General features: G+C 45.7%; 10 protein-coding genes. 9 read left to right on the plus strand and 1 reads right to left on the minus strand.

The annotated features are described in order from the left end of the window. Nucleotides 1–46 precede the first annotated feature (46 nt). Together RB622_RS22055 and RB622_RS22060 are read left to right on the plus strand one after the other, a co-directional pair. Nucleotides 47–3,574: a PVC-type heme-binding CxxCH protein gene (locus RB622_RS22055; RefSeq protein ID WP_308048845.1), complete on the plus strand. Its 3,528-nt coding sequence runs from the start codon at nt 47–49 to the stop codon at nt 3,572–3,574. A 42-nt stretch (nt 3,575–3,616) separates the two neighbouring features. After that, nucleotides 3,617–4,495: a sugar phosphate isomerase/epimerase gene (locus RB622_RS22060; RefSeq protein ID WP_308048846.1), complete on the plus strand. Its 879-nt coding sequence runs from the start codon at nt 3,617–3,619 to the stop codon at nt 4,493–4,495. Nucleotides 4,496–4,729: 234 nt separating this feature from the next. On the opposite strand, the gene RB622_RS22065 is transcribed toward RB622_RS22060, so the two are convergent. Further along, on the minus strand, nt 4,730–4,918 hold the full coding sequence (locus tag RB622_RS22065) for a hypothetical protein (RefSeq protein ID WP_308048847.1): 189 nt from the start codon (nt 4,916–4,918) through the stop codon (nt 4,730–4,732). A gap of 462 nt (nt 4,919–5,380) precedes the next feature. On the opposite strand from RB622_RS22065, the gene RB622_RS22070 reads away from it, so the two are divergent. From RB622_RS22070 to RB622_RS22100, 7 genes are all read left to right on the plus strand, one after another. Next, complete coding sequence (locus RB622_RS22070) at nt 5,381–7,291, plus strand: LodA/GoxA family CTQ-dependent oxidase (protein ID WP_308048848.1); 1,911 nt, start codon at nt 5,381–5,383, stop codon at nt 7,289–7,291. Next, a complete protein-coding gene (locus tag RB622_RS22075) occupies nt 7,292–8,386 on the plus strand; it encodes an FAD-dependent monooxygenase (protein WP_308048849.1) in 1,095 nt (364 codons plus the stop codon). It begins immediately after the preceding gene. A gap of 113 nt (nt 8,387–8,499) precedes the next feature. Further along, nucleotides 8,500–9,360 (plus strand): alpha/beta hydrolase, encoded by an 861-nt coding sequence (locus tag RB622_RS22080; protein WP_308048850.1) that lies wholly within the window; start codon nt 8,500–8,502, stop codon nt 9,358–9,360. Nucleotides 9,361–9,454: 94 nt separating this feature from the next. Next, nucleotides 9,455–9,979: a YdeI/OmpD-associated family protein gene (locus RB622_RS22085; RefSeq protein ID WP_308048851.1), complete on the plus strand. Its 525-nt coding sequence runs from the start codon at nt 9,455–9,457 to the stop codon at nt 9,977–9,979. 178 nt (nt 9,980–10,157) lie between these two features. Next, nucleotides 10,158–10,778, plus strand: a complete 621-nt coding sequence (locus tag RB622_RS22090; RefSeq protein WP_308048852.1) for a sigma-70 family RNA polymerase sigma factor — start codon at nt 10,158–10,160, stop codon at nt 10,776–10,778. 164 nt (nt 10,779–10,942) lie between these two features. Next, on the plus strand, nt 10,943–12,046 hold the full coding sequence (locus RB622_RS22095) for a FecR family protein (protein WP_308048853.1): 1,104 nt from the start codon (nt 10,943–10,945) through the stop codon (nt 12,044–12,046). Between the two features lie 214 nt (nt 12,047–12,260). After that, the gene (locus RB622_RS22100) at nt 12,261–15,647 is read left to right on the plus strand and encodes a TonB-dependent receptor (RefSeq protein ID WP_308048854.1); all 3,387 of its coding nucleotides are present in this window, start codon (nt 12,261–12,263) and stop codon (nt 15,645–15,647) included. Nucleotides 15,648–15,650: the final 3 nt, after the last annotated feature.

Below are 15,650 nucleotides of genomic sequence, written 5' to 3' on the forward strand. Positions count from 1 at the left end.
GAATCGTAAGACCGCTTTGATCCTCGTATTAAAATAAGAAACGAAAATGAGTATGTCATTAAACAGCTGGCTGATCGTCAGCTACACAGGAATGTTTTTGCTTGGAATGGCTGGCTGCAAGCCCGCGCATAAGGAAGCAGGAAGGCAAAACGACCGGGCAAAATACAGCGACAATGTCAGGACAACGGAATTCCGTACGCCGGAAGAAGAACGTCTTGGCTTTACGCTGCCCGAAGGTTTTGAAATAACACTTTTCGCCTCCGAGCCGGATATAACCAAACCGATGAATATGGAATTTGATGACCGTGGCAGACTCTGGGTAACACAATCGTCCGAGTATCCCTTACCTGCGGCACCGGGGAAGGGGACGGACAGAGTCACGATCCTGGAAGATACCAACGGGGACGGAAAAGCGGACGTCTTTACGCCATTCAACAACAGGCTCAATATTCCGATTGGCATTTTGCCGGTCAGCGACGGGGCATTTACGTACAGCATTCCCAATGTGACCCATTACAAAGACAGCAACGGAGACGGAAAATCTGATCAGGAGCAAGTTGTGTTGGGTCCATTTGGCCATCGGGATACGCACGGTATGGTAAGTAACCTGGTCCGCGGTTTTGACGGCTGGATTTACGCTTGCCATGGTTTTACCAACGCTTCTAACGTCGCAGGAACGGATGGGGACACAATAAAAATGGTATCAGGAAATACTTTTCGGTTCAAGCCTGATGGTAGCCGGGCGGAGCAAACGACATTTGGCCGGGTAAATCCATTTGGAAACGCCTTTGATGAAATGGGAAACCTGTATTCTGTGGACTGTCATTCCAAGCCAATTTATCAGTTGATCAATGGCGCAGAGTATCCGCATTTCGGTAAAAAAGCGCCAGGAATCGGATTTGCACCGGAAATGATGAGCTATGAGCTCGGTTCTACGGCGATTTCTGGCTTGGTTTATTACACAGGCCTGCAATTTCCGGAGGAATACCGGCACAGTTTCTTCAACGGGGATGTCGTGACCTGCCAGATCAACCGCAACACGGTTACTTACAAAGGTTCAACGCCTGTGTCGAAAAGAGAACCAGATTTTCTTAAGAGTGACGACTCTTGGTTCCGCCCGGTGGACATGAAAGTTGGGCCCGATGGCGCGCTTTATGTAGCAGATTTCTACAATCGGATCATTGGCCATTATGAGGTAGCACTGAACCATCCCGGTCGGGACCGTGTCAGCGGACGCATCTGGAAGATTACGTACAAAGGAAATAAACCGCATCAGAACCTGCCGGTTAAAGACTGGTCGAAGGCCACTTTACCAGAACTCCTTGCCGGACTGGCCCATCCTCAGCTGAACATGCGCATGAAAATTGCTGACAGGCTGACCGACGATTGGAAGGAAAAAGCCATTGAACCGATTAAACAAATGATAGGTGCCGACGAACCGGAAGCAAAGGTATTTGTACAAGGATTATGGATTCTGCATAGGCTTAATGCGCTCCCGGAAACTACACTGAAAGCTGCGCTGATGGATAAAGATCCGGTAATAAAGATTCATGCTTTAAGGATTTTACAAGATCAAAAACAACTGGCTCCTCCATATCATGACGTCGTTTTGCAGGCACTCACAAGCTCAGATCCAAATATTGCCCGTACCGCCGCGGCTGTGCTCGGCAATTTCCCGGATACGAAAAGCCTGGCACCACTGACGGCCTTATATGAAAAATCAGACCCGGAAGATTCGCACCTGCGCTACACGACACTGGTTGCCATACGTAACACATTACGCGACAAAAAAGTCATGCAGGAAGTTGCGACCATAAGCTGGACGTCAGCGCAAATTGAAATATTGACCAAAACGTTGACGGATGTTCCCTCCGCTCAGGGAGCAGCTTTCGTCTTGACACAACTCAGGAACGATCAGCTTCCGGCAGGCAAGTTGCCGGAATATATCGGTTATGCAAGCCGCTATGTTCCGGCCGGAAAACTGGAAGAAATTATTCCAATAATACGTAAAAAACTGAGTGGTAATATTGGCAAGGAATTCGCTGTATACAGCACCATGCTTACTGGTATCGCACAAAGTGGTGGTGCCACGAGCGCACAAATGAAGGCGTGGGGCACTGACCTGGCAAAGCGAAGCCTGTCTTCGATCGATGAAAAAACGGAGCCCTGGAAAATATCTCCACTGGAAAAGTCAGGAGAAACCAGCTCCTGGATTATTTCAGAGGACATTGCCAGCCCAACATTCAAAGCCAATCGCATGCTTGTCGGGCAACGGGCAACGACGTCCCGTATTATTTCGGCGCCTTTTGAACTTCCGTCATCCATGCAACTGAATGTGTTCGATAATGACATTTTCAACAGTGATTTAAAAACTGGCGCGTCTAAAAATTCGGTGCGAATCAGGCTTGCATCCAGTGGCAAACTGATTTCTGAGCATCGGTTTAAAGAGAAAAAGGAGGCCAGGAATGATGATGTGATCAAACATGTTGCCTTTGACCTAAAATCATACAAAGGCCAACTTGGTTACATTGAAATCACTGACAGCTCCCGAACCGCCTCCATAGGTGTTAGTCAGTCGGAACCTGCGTTTCTTACCTTTTCGGGAAGCAGTCCGGAGGAGCTCACCACACAGCGTATACAGGCTGCTCAGTTAGCCGGAAAGCTAAAAATCATAGCCTTACAGCCAGCGTTAAAGAATTTGTTACAGGCTCGATGGACTGATTTCAGGGTCCGGGCGGCGGCAGCCGATGCGTTGATGGAGATAGCGCCAGGTGAAAATGCGGCCATGGTGACAAAGACATTCTCCGATCGTACGGAGCCTGGAACATTCAGGCAAAAGCTTGCAGTTTCGTTGGGACAAGCACCAACACCAGTTGTGTATGACCAGCTTGAAAAAGAGTTGTCCGGCGCAGCCAGGCCCTTGCAGGTGGTCATTGCGTCGGTATTGAGCAATGAAAAAAAGGGCATCGAATACCTGATCAGCGCTTTGAAGCAGGAACAGATAGGTGCTGACATCCTCTTTGAAACATCAGTCGCCGAGAAACTAGCCTTGAAAGCTTCTGTTTCTCACCAGAAACAATTGGCGGTTATCACTGCGAACGGAGCGGGTGAAAGGGCAGAAAGGCTTGCATTGATTCAGACTCGTTTGGACGGACTGGGGATTGCCAAAACCTCGGCGGTGGCCGGAAAGGAAGTTTTTACAGTCAATTGCAGCATGTGCCACCAGATCAGCGGAAATGGCGGGCTTGTCGGCCCACAGCTCGATGGTATTGGCAACTGGGGGCAAAAAGCACTTTCAGAGAAAATACTGGATCCCAACAGAAGTATTTCAGAGGCATTTCGTACGTATAATATTGTCCTTAAAAACGGTAAAGCACTGACTGGTTTATACCGGAGAACAGAGGGAGAAGTGATGGTATTCGCTAACCTGGATGGAAAGGAGTTTTCAGTCGGTAAAGGTGATATCAAGGAATACAAGGCGTCGAAATACACTTTGATGCCTGATCAGTTCAGGCACACGATTCCGGAAAAAGACTTCTATGCACTTGTTACGTACCTGCTCAGCTTAAAATAAAAAAGAGTAGCAACTAAACATTAACAGAAAACCGCAAGACAAATGAAATTCGGTATTAACACTTTCCTGTTTACTTCCCCTTTCACAACAAAGGACATTTCTCTTTTTCCGACTTTCAAGGCCTGGGGTTTTGATTCTGTGGAGATTGCGTTGGAAGATGCTTCACATATCAATGCAAAAACAATCAGGCAAGCACTGGACGACAATGGGTTGATCTGCAATACCATCTGTGCCGCGTTGGGTCCCGGTCGCGACTTGCGCGGGTCACCCAGGGATCAGGAAATGTCGCTTAAATATCTTTCGGAGGTGATGGAGATCATGCCCTTGCTGGGTTGCAAATTGCTCGCCGGTCCACTGTATTCGTCGGTGGGGCGGGCAGAATTTGTATCCAAAGAGGAGTATAAACTGCAATGGGAACTGGTTGTCAAAAATCTGGGAAAACTTGCGGACCACGCCGTACAAGCGGGTTTAAAGATCGCGATCGAACCATTAAACCGTTACGAAACGGATTTTATAAATACCAGCGCGCAAGCGATGCAGATGCTTCATGACGTAAACAGCAGATCTCTTTATGTGCATCTGGACACTTTTCATATGAATCTGGAAGAAAAAGATCCTGCACAAGCTATATTAAATGTTGGAGATAAACTGGCTTTGTTACACGCTTCCGGAAGTGACCGTGGCACACCGGGAGGAGACCAGATCAATTGGGACAGGATTTTCTACGCACTGAACACAACGGGTTATGCAGGTGACGTTGTGATCGAATCATTTACACCGGAAGTGAAAATTATCGCAAAGGCAGCTTCCATTTGGCGTAAGATTGAGCCTTCGGTCCAGACTATTGCGGTAGAAGGGTTGAAATTTTTAAAAAAATGCAGAAGCCAAGGACTCGTGCCCATGGGGTTACTGCAAAAATGATAGTCCAAGGAAGATTAATTGGAGAATCGGACCTGTCACCATCTGCGATGGTTTGTCAACAATCGCAGATGGAATTGATTGTTGCCAACCGAAACGATGTTGCTGTCAATAACGGCGGTCGCGGCCAGACTTCCGGCTGGAGAATAAATATTTTCATTTAGAATTAAGTAGCAGTGAAAAATTAGTTTATATGATTGATTTTTATAATAAGCTATTAATCATTCGGTTACTGGGTTAATCGCATATAGCTAATTGCCAGCTGCTACTTACATAGATCCTTCCCTTAGATTTTAGTGAGTTTGCATGCGGCTCAATCGTAGCCGGGCCATCGTAAAAAACCGCATATCTTGCGTCTGTCAGGAAGCGGATGGTGGCCTTTTTCCAACCCGCTGCCAATAGCAGCACAATCAGATATTTTGTCATACAGGCCTGGTAAACAACAGTGGTATAAATACTTGTTAGATTTAATTAATTAACCTGATCACGATTTTTTTTGCAGTGCTATCGGATTTCTGAAATGGTTATCGCATCCTTCCAGGGTTATGACGTGAATGTTTGCAATACGATCATCCCTTCTGGATTATCTATAAGTTTAAACAATTTCAATAGCATCCTTAACGAAAAGAATAAATTTCTTTCCATTAACCCATGGACTTCAAATCCATTGTGGTTTGGTTACGATCGGTTTTGCTGCCGATTTTATCGGGTTCGAGACGGGTTTGAAAGACAGACCGGTTCAGAACTCTTTTGTAAATATGGTCTTGCTGCGAAAAACGGACAGTGCAGAAACAATACTTTGTAACTTTTCATTACAAGTTGATTATATTTGATTTGTACATTTAAAAAGTGTTTTTGCAATAATTTACCACCTCTTTAATACATACAATGGGCTCAACGATTAAATCAGTTGCTATCTACCCTCCGCTAGGCGTTGCCAGGGTAGGAAATTCCAGTGAGTTTTTCTTTGCTTCGGAAATACCTGGCCATCCGGCCGTTCCGGAAAATGGTTTTAAGGACGACCTTGGGAGGGTGAAAAAGCAGGCAGTGCGTTTCCGTATTTATGGATTGGATGAAGATGGAAACGTTGTCAGGGAATTAACTGCCGATCTTGCCGGGATCAGCTGGAGGGCACATATTGCCAACCGTAAAGCGGGCTGGTATCAATTTTTGAACGCGCTGGATTTACCCGGGTTAGGGATACCTGCTGCTTTTCGGAATGGAACAGTTACAGGCAGTGACCGTGCGAAGCTTGTCATTGATCCGGGATCCAGGACCATCAGCGGGAAAAACGTCACGGGCCTGGAGTATCATTTTACGGGAGGTAAGTTTTATGAGCTGGAAGTACCACTTGGAGAGGTACGGACAGATGAGAAAGGCAGACTTGTCTTTTTGGGGGGCGACGGTACATCCGCATCTTATACCAATGCCGCTGCAACCACTTTTGCCAATAACGATGGCTGGCATGATGATGTATCAGATGGCACAATACGCGCGACCGTAACGTTTGAAGGTGAAACATTTGAAGCGACCCCTGCTATGGTGGTCGTAACGCCTCCTAATTTCGGGCAGGGGTTGTATTCTGTGGTGACGATGTACGATGTCGTTAGTGACCTTTACATTCGTAACGGCTGGATGCAAAAGCCAGACGATATTGTTTTTTATGAACATATCTATCCGATTCTGGACCGCACCGTGCAGACGCAGTGGGTGAATGAGGGTTTTTATATCCTTTTCGGCCAAAACTCCCCAAGTGATTTTACTGCGAATGACATCCTGAAGAAATTATCGGACCCGTCCGACAGTAACCGGGAGGCACGCGATAAAGTATTCAACTGGTACCGGAAGCCCGATGGAGATCAATATGAGCCTGAAAAAATTCCGCCATTCTACGGTGATGCTTTCGGCGACTACGAGGCCTTACCTAATGTGGATTTACCGCTGACCGTCACACAGTATGAATGTATGGAACGTTGGGCAAAAGGCGATTTTACGACCGGTAAGCCGCACGGAATGACAGCTTTTGACGACCTCAGTCCGGTTGAACAGACGGTGGCACTGAACCGGGCACCGTTGGAAGAATGTCTGGGAGGTCCTTTTCACCCCGGAATTGAAATCACGTGGCCTTTCCGTAACCTTATTTTCTGGGATCAGCCATTCAGGATAAAAATACTTCCGGAGAACGAAACTCCGGCTGATGACTATGGTCCGCTGTTGTCGCCTGCCATTGCCCTGGCTCCCAATGGTCCACTTGACGGAAGCGGGCCTGGTTCGTTAAGCCGTTGGCTGGGCGTGCCATGGCAAACCGATGAGGCAAGTTGTCTCTCGGGTTACGACCCGTCGCTGTATCTCACGATACCGTCGTTTTGGGCCGCGCGCGTTCCGAACCAGGTATTGTCGAAAGATAGTTTTACCCGCCTTTCCGATACCGGTATGAATGATGCGCAACGGTTAAAACACCTGGATTATCGCCAGGACTGGCTGCGCGACTTTGGTTCTCAATATCAGCCTAAGATCAATAAGATGGTCAAACGCTGGCATGAACTGGGCATTATTGTGCAACATCCATTGCCGCAAACAGGAACGACCAAATGGCTGCCCGAAAAATTATGGGTGGAGTCCGACCGCGTAGGTTTTACCGAAGATGATCCGACTTACAAACAGGTATTGGAGGCTGAAAATGCGACACCGCGGGTGGTGCACGAAGCGGTTGTATTGTTGAAAACGGTTGCCGGAGACACGGAAAATCCAGCGAGACCGGAACGTAAACGACGTAGTTTCCGCAGGGATGAGAGATAAATGAAAAATGATATTTCCGTACTGATTGCCGGTGGAGGCCCCGCGGGCATTGCTACTGCATTGAGCCTTTTGAACAGAGGTATAAAATGCATGATTGCGGAACCCGGAATGCCGGCCACACATAAGGTTGGTGAGACCATTCCTCCCAATGCCAAACCGATGCTTATCAGATCCGGGATCGACCAGCTACTGGCCGATCCCGAACATCTGCCCTGTTACGGTAACAGTTTTATTTGGGGCAGCGACGTAGCCGACGAAACCAGTTTTATTAGACAAACCTACCAGCAGGGCTGGCATATTAACCGGATTTTTTTTGAAAAACAGCTGCGAGCGCATGTATTATCCAACGGAGTTATCTGGTTACAGGGGCAACGGGTGACGTATTGTAGAAAACAGGAAGTTGGCTGGGAAGTGATTTTACAGGACGGGGACAATACCAAGTCCGTGCTCTGTGACTTTTTGGTTGATGCCACAGGAAGGAGTTGCCGGATAGCCCGTTTTCTGGGATTACAACGTACCCGTATGGATACCCTGACAGGCATCTCGGCCATGATAGCGACCGCGGAAAGCATACAGCCGCATCATACGTACATAGAAGCTACGGCGGATGGCTGGTGGTATGCTGCGCCTTTGTCTGATAAAAAGCTCTCCCTGGTCTTTATGACAGATGCGGATCTGATGGATCAGCAGATGCGGCAAACAGATTATTTTCAGAAAAATGCAGCAAAAACTGCGCTGATCGGGCCCTTACTGAAAGGAGATATATGCGAGGAGAATATCCAGACGGCGCTGCATCCTGCTTCTACTTCTTTGCTGACGCGGCGGTTTGGTGATTCCTGGTTGGCCGTGGGAGATGCCGCTCATGCCTTCGATCCCTTGTCTTCCTATGGTATTGTGTCGGCACTGGAAGGGGGTTATTATGCGGGTCATGCGATTGCTGATGCGTTGTCGGATGAAGAGGATGCGCTGCCAGCTTATGATGGGATTATCAGCCAGGCTTTTCAAATTTACCTGAAAATGCATGCGCAACAATATCAATTAGAGAAGCGATGGGAAGACTCGACTTTTTGGCAGAGGCGCAGGCAAGGGTACTGAGCCGTATCTGCGTGGTTTTCTTATGAAAATGAGTCTAGCTATTCACCAGGCAGCAGTGGAATGTTCGGTAAATACTTTATTTTTATGAAGGAGCTTATAAACTGAATCACCCTATGTTAAGAAAATTATTTTTAACGCTGCTTGTTGTCCCTCTTTTGCATTCCACTTTTGCACAAGCAAGGTTATCGGTTGCTGCTTCGGGAACAACGCCGTATGGTAGCAATGCTAAAACCGGTAAGTATGCCGATTTGAGGGGTTTTAGGATGTACTATGAAGTTTATGGTAAAGGGGAGCCCATGCTGCTGATTCATGGAAACGGTGGTTCTATTAAAGATTTTAAAAACCAAATTCCTTATTTCTCAAAAAAATACAAGGTAATTGTTGCTGATAGCCGGGCACAGGGGAAGTCTGTCGATCGCATGGACTCGCTTTCCTACGAAATGATGGCTGATGACTTTAATGCGTTGCTTAACAAGCTTGGGGTGGACTCATGCTACGTCATAGGTTGGAGTGATGGCGGGATCAACGGGTTGCTTTTAGCGAAGCGTAATCCTGAAAAAGTCAAAAAACTGGCTATTACCGGCGCCAATTTATGGCCAGATACGACGGCAATTGAGCCTGCGCTTATGCAATGGATTGTGTCTGGAAATGACAGTTTGGCCAGGGTCCCGCAAATTCCGGTTGTTAAAGCGCAAAAGAAACTTTTGAATCTGATGGTGTTCAATCCGCACATTTCCACTGCTGACTTAAAGATGGTCAAATGTCCGACGCTGGTTATCGGAGGTGACAATGATGTGATTCTTCCAAAGCATACGATGATCATCGCTGAGGCTATTTCAAAGTCTTACCTTTGGATTTTACCAAATTCAGGGCATTCGACGCTTGTGATCTACAAAAATATGTTCAATAGCGTAGTCGGGGATTTCTTTAAAAAACCATATCGGAAAGAGAAAGGATTGGCTCAACTGAATTAAGAAAAATCCTTAGTTTTATCATTGTGTACATCCTGGATTCACAAAATTGGAATAAGGCAACTTGTATTAACCTAATGAAGCGAAAAGTTCAAATATGGATAATTCGGAAAATGAGAAACCCCTGTGTGACAATACCTATGTTCTTGAGAAATTCCCGGGAAAGGGCGGGTGGACCTACGTCCGGATTCCCGAAATTTCTCCGGATAAACATTCGCATTTTGGTTGGGTAAGAGTCCGGGGAACAATTGAGGGGTTTGAAATAAAAAATTGCAATTTGATGCCGATGGGCGAGGGGAAGTTATTTCTGCCGGTACGGGCGGAAATAAGAAAAGCAATTAAAAAACAGTCAGGTGATTCTGTCCATATAAGATTGTTTCCCGACAGGCTGCCAACAACGATCCCGGAAGAGCTAAAACTTTGTTTGGAGGATGAGCCAGGCGTTTTTGAGTTTTTTTTGACTTATACCAATGCAGAACAAAAGGCATGCGTCGAATGGATCTATTCAGCAAAAAACGATGATACGAAAGTCGAGCGTATTGTTAAAACAATTGATAAAATTGTAAGGAATCAAAAATTAGTAGCAAATAGTCAGGCTTCAAGACGGTCAAAGGTCCAATAGTTTACGGTTTTTTTAGTCTCTGCCTTACTTTTTAATCCGTAGATATTGTGCGCATCAGGGATACAGGACAGTACAGGATACGATCTTTAAGTATAAATTGGAATATTGTGATAAATTATAATATATTTTCTATATATCGAATTGCTGTCCTGATCGATAACTCTGTAAACCTATTAACATGCGTAACGTTGCAGCCACGCTCGAAGACGAGTCCTATCTGGGGGAGTTGTGGTGTCGTCTTAAACAGGGCGATGGGGCTGCTTTCGATGAGCTGGCGAAACGCAGGTACAGGCTTTTATTCAATTATGCAACAAAGTTCTCCAAAGATACGGACCTGATTAAGGATTGCATTCAGGATCTTTTTCTCGAATTATGGTACCGTAGAAACAATCTGACCGACACCACCTACGTAACCGTTTACCTTATTCGCGCATTGCGAAATAACCTTTTAAGAAAAATCCGGATCGATAACCGGATTGACATTTCGGCAGATATTTCGGAAAGTTATGACGTCTTCACAGATAACCTTACCGTTGAATCCATTCTGATCAGTTCCGAATCCATGACAGAAAAGGAACGGGGAATCCGCAGCGCGATCAACCGCCTTCCAAGACGTCAGCAGGAGGTCATTTTTCTCAAATTCTACGAGGGGCTTTCACACGATGATATTGCCAGCGTGATGAAAGTAGAGCGGCAGACTGTCTCTAACTTTTTATATCGGGCAATTAGTCAGCTTAAAAATGATCTCCCAGTGTTTACCGGTATCATCACCCAAATGATCTGCATTTTCTTTGTTTGAACGCTTCACAGGCCGTTTAATTCTCTTTTTTCTTCCGGCAACATCATCTTTGAAGTCTCGTTTTCTTCTTTATTTTAAATTATTTATAAAATTTTTCTCAAAAAAGGGTATCTGTATATCAATTTGTACTATTTCATTATAGAATTTAATGAGAGCAAGTGCACATGCAGGATTATCGTAACTATGAGCTGAAAGATTTCCTTACCGATGAAGCATTTTGCAGGTGGGTAATGCATAAAAAAGCCGAAGACAATACTTTCTGGGAAAACTGGATAAGGAAGAACCCTGACCGGGCAGCACTGATCAGCGCGGCAAAAAGCCTGATCGGTGAAATGCGGCATGCGCAGGAATATCTTCCGGAAGAGGAGTTACAACAGGAATTGCTACGCCTTACAGAGGCAAGGAACGCAGGCAGCGAAAGTCAAACTGATATTTCGCCGCAACGCAACTGGTTTGGTAAATTTGTGGCGGCAACGGTTGTGCTGGCTTTCATGGCGATTTCGTATCATTTTTATGCTGAGAAAAGAGAACAAGCCGAGGATGTTTCAGGTTATAAAACGCTTACAGAAGTAAATAAGGAAGCGTTAATCGAAATTGTAAATACCGGCACCGCGATAAAACCAGTTGCGTTGGCGGATGGCAGCAAGGTAAAATTATCACCCAACAGCAGGATCAGTTACAGTTCACATTTTGTCACTAAAAAACGCGAAGTTTTCCTTAGCGGAGAGGCTTTTTTTGAAGTTATTAAAAATCCGGATAGCCCATTTAAAGTATATACCCGTGATATTGTCACCACCGTTCTTGGGACAAGCTTTACCGTAAAAGCTTTCGATAAGGAAGCGGATGTAAGTGTTGTTGTGAAAACGGGGAAAGTGACCGTGGCGACCTTGCTGGGAAATAACAAATCTTATAAACCGGATGTCGATGAGCTTGTTTTGCTGCCCAACCAGCAGGTTGTTTATGTTCGCCAGGAACAAAAAATGAAAAGGTCGCTGGTAGAAAATCCGATACCGCTGGAATCAGTTGCCGGGACGGACGAAACCTTAATCTTTGACCAGACGCCGGTTGTAAAAATATTTGATACGCTCCACCGAAAATATGGCGTGCAGATTGTTTACGATGCCGACCTGCTTGCGGGCTGCCAGCTTACGGCAGAATTGGGACAAGAACCCCTGTTTGAAAAAATGAGCATGATTTGTAAAGCCATTCAGGCGCGATACGAGGTCATAGACGGCCAGATAATCATTTACGGCAATTCCTGTAAATAATACGGTAGAAACCAGTTATAAAATTCCGAACCCTTAACATTTCCTTTCCATGATTCATTTTGACATTCCTCCTTAAAATAAAACACAAGCCAAAAGTGCGCTAACATTCCGGGCTTGTGCTTCATTTTATTATTCCCTTTAACCATCCTGTTCTCCCAAACAGGAGAAGGGAACTTCTATACCCATTTTTCCAAAAAAGTATATATGCAAAACTATGAAAATTAGTCCAAAACCGACCAGGATTTTATTCGAAATCATGCGAATTTCTATTTACCAGGTTATCCTTTGCTTCGTGTTTTCGTCATTGGCTGTGGCCAGCGACGGAAAAGCCCAGGAATTGCTGAACCGGCATATTACGCTGGATCTGGATGAGCGCGAGATCAGTGTCGCGCTTCGCCAGATTGGCAAACAGGCTTCGGTACGTTTTATGTATAGTCCGCAGCTCATTCCGGCAGACCGGAAGGTAAGTCTTCATGTCCGCAATGAAGCCCTTCACAAAGTGCTCGAATCGCTGTTTAAGCCGCTTGGTATTGGGTATGAGGTTTTAGGTAAACATCTAATACTAAATACATTGCCTGGGTTGAAGCCAGTCGTGCAGGACCGTCCTGCCGAACAGAAACCAATTGACAAAATCATCAGAGGATCTGTCAGCGACGAAAAAGGAGAAAAATTACCGGGTGTCAGCATTGTCGTAAAAGGGACGCAGCGGGGTTCGCTTACGGATTCAGAAGGGAAATTTGAATTCAGTATTCCGGATGAAAATACAACCCTGATATTTTCTTTTGTAGGTTATTTATCTCAGGAAATTCTGGCCGGCAGCCAGTCTGCCCTGGATGTTGTACTGAAAGATGATTTGAAATCACTTCAAGAAGTTGTCGTGGTCGGATACGGTACGCAGAAAAAGGTAAACCTGACGGGTTCGGTGGCTTCGGTCGATGGAAAAGAATTGTTAAAGGCACCGTCTACAAACATCACCAATTCGCTGGTAGGACGGCTTCCCGGCCTGATCGCAGTCAATGGAAATGGTAAGCCAGGTGCTGGTTCTTCCATTTCGATTCGTGGCGCGAGTACTTTTGGAGATAACAGTGCATTGATTGTTGTCGATGGTATTGTCAGGACTTTTGATCAGATTGATCCGAATGAAGTGGAAAGTATTTCTATTTTGAAAGATGCGTCGGCAACTGCTGTGTATGGCTCACGCGCTGCAAACGGGGTTGTGCTGGTAACAACCAAACGCGGGACAAGCGGCAAGCCGACTTTTAATTACAACGGATTTGTAGGCATACAACAGCCAACCAGATATCCGAAGGTGCTCAATGGTTATCAGTATGCCACAACCAAAAATCAGGCACTAAGAAATTTAGGTAAACCGCTCCAATACACCGATCAACAATTGGAAGACATCAGAACGGGTATAATTCCTGAATATGACTGGTACGGAATGACGCTTAAAAAGCAGTCTTTCCAAACGCAGCAAAATCTGAGCGTAAACGGTGGTTCGGACGCCATCAAATATTTTCTTTCGTTAGGTTATCTGAACCAGGACGGCATGTATGATCAGATTAATTTTCAGCGTTATTCCATCCGGACAAATGTAGATGCGCGCATCAATAAGCACTTCACCATTTCGGCTGATATTGATGCAAGTGTCAGAAATACGAATGAAAGCGCCTATGCGCCGGAATCGATATTTGATGATATCGTAGCTGCCTATCCGTTGGATAAAGCCTATAATCCGGACGGGACCATCTTTTATACACGTGAGCAGCATCCTGTTGAAGAAATTAAAACCGGATATAACCGCAGAAAAAATAATATTTTGCAGGCTACGCTCTCCTTAAAACATGATCTCCCTTTTATTAAGGGCTTGTCGCTGGCCGGGCGGGCTTCTTTTGGCAAGGAGTATTCCAACAACAAACACTACAATGTGCCCATTTTTATGAACCGGCAGGATGCCGATGGGAATACCCTTGAAATTTATCCTTATGGTGGTTGGAATGGGAAAACGGCATTGAATCAGGCATTCGGTGAATACAACACAACCACCCTGAATGTTTCATTGAACTACTTACGCACCTTCGGTGCCCATGAATTTGGCGGGCTGTTATTGTTTGAACAGCTTGATGCGAAAGGCAATAATTTTTACGGGTTCCGTACCAATTTCCCGGCTCAGGGACTGGACGAGTTTTTCTTCGGCGGGGAAAGTCAAAAAGATGCCAACGGAGGTTCATTTACGGATGGCCGACGGGGTGCCATTGCCCGTTTCAATTACAGTTATCAGCAAAGATACCTGTTGGAGGCATCGTTTAGACGAGACGGTTCGGTGGCTTTCCCGACTACTAAAAAATATGGTTTTTTTCCGGCCGTTTCGGCAGGGTGGAGACTTAGCGAGGAATCTTTTCTCAAAAACAGTGCGGCACTTTTCTTTGTTGATAATTTGAAACTCCGTGCTTCTTACGGGGTAGTTGGTAATGACAGGAATGTATACAACGGTTATTTACTGAGGAATCCGACTTTTCAGTATTTGCAGGTATACAATCCATCCGGAGCCATTGTGTCTGGCAACGAAGGGTTTACGAGTATTACGCCGGGGATATTACCTAATCCGAACGTAACCTGGGAAACCGCCGCGATTTCGGACGCCGGTCTGGAGGGATCACTCTGGAAAGGAAAACTGCAATTTGAAATCGATCTTTTTTACAAAAGGACTTCCAATATCCTCCGTTCACGGATCCGCTCGATTCCCGGCACGCTGGGGGCGCAGTTACCCGCTGAGAACTATGCGAAAGTTGATAACAAGGGAATCGAGTTTTCTTTGACGCACCAGAACAATATCCAGGCATTGAAATATTTTGTCAAACTGAACGGCAGCTTTTCCCGGAGCAAAGTGATCGTTCTGGACGAACCAGCCAATACGCCGGATTATTTGTTGCAGACAGGCCGACCGCTCGGTTTTGTTACCGGCTATAAAGCACTGGGTTTTTTCCAGACCGACGAAGAAGTTGCTGCCTATTTTCCGCAGTTTAACGGAGGGCAAAAAGCGGGGGATGTCAAATACGCTGACATCAACGGGGACAAAAAAGTAAATGCCAGTGATCTTACAATTATTTCGATGGACAATAACGTTCCGAAGATTATTGGCGGATTGTCTTTTGGCGGCTCACTGAAAGGTTTTGATTTGAACGTATTGTTTCAGGCAGCCGGAAAAATTAAACAGGTTTTATATGGTGCTGCCCGGGATTTTTTTCAGAACGGGTCAAGAAATACCTACGTTGATTTGCTGGATCACTGGTCGCCGGAGAATCCCAATGCGCTCTATCCCAGGCCCTGGGAGGGTGCAAATCCGAACAATTCACTGACGTCGAGTCTGTACCTGCGGGACGGAAGTTACATTAAGTTACGGTCGATAGATGTGGGTTATTCGTTGCCATCGGATCTGGTGAAAAAAATGGGTGTTAGAAATGTGCGTTTTTATTTTTCAGGAGCCAATCTGTTTGTCTGGTCCAAAATGAAAATGTTTGATCCCGAAATAGAAAATACTACGGGGACCTATTATCCGCAGCAGCGTACACTGAACCTGGGCCTAAACCTTACTTTTTAATCA

The organism is Dyadobacter sp. LHD-138 (assembly GCF_030929615.1).
Lineage (GTDB): Bacteria > Bacteroidota > Bacteroidia > Cytophagales > Spirosomataceae > Dyadobacter.

Bases quoted from the DNA above. Each gene is read 5' to 3' on its own strand.
- RB622_RS22085 (WP_308048851.1), top strand. From the start codon at position 9,455: ATGGATAATTCGGAAAATGAGAAACCCCTGTGTGACAATACCTATGTT.
- RB622_RS22055 (WP_308048845.1), top strand. From the start codon at position 47: ATGAGTATGTCATTAAACAGCTGGCTGATCGTCAGCTACACAGGAATG.
- RB622_RS22075 (WP_308048849.1), top strand. From the start codon at position 7,292: ATGAAAAATGATATTTCCGTACTGATTGCCGGTGGAGGCCCCGCGGGC.
- RB622_RS22100 (WP_308048854.1), top strand. From the start codon at position 12,261: ATGAAAATTAGTCCAAAACCGACCAGGATTTTATTCGAAATCATGCGA.
- RB622_RS22090 (WP_308048852.1), top strand. From the start codon at position 10,158: ATGCGTAACGTTGCAGCCACGCTCGAAGACGAGTCCTATCTGGGGGAG.
- RB622_RS22060 (WP_308048846.1), top strand. From the start codon at position 3,617: ATGAAATTCGGTATTAACACTTTCCTGTTTACTTCCCCTTTCACAACA.
- RB622_RS22070 (WP_308048848.1), top strand. From the start codon at position 5,381: ATGGGCTCAACGATTAAATCAGTTGCTATCTACCCTCCGCTAGGCGTT.
- RB622_RS22080 (WP_308048850.1), top strand. From the start codon at position 8,500: ATGTTAAGAAAATTATTTTTAACGCTGCTTGTTGTCCCTCTTTTGCAT.
- RB622_RS22095 (WP_308048853.1), top strand. From the start codon at position 10,943: ATGCAGGATTATCGTAACTATGAGCTGAAAGATTTCCTTACCGATGAA.
- RB622_RS22065 (WP_308048847.1), bottom strand. From the start codon at position 4,918: ATGACAAAATATCTGATTGTGCTGCTATTGGCAGCGGGTTGGAAAAAG.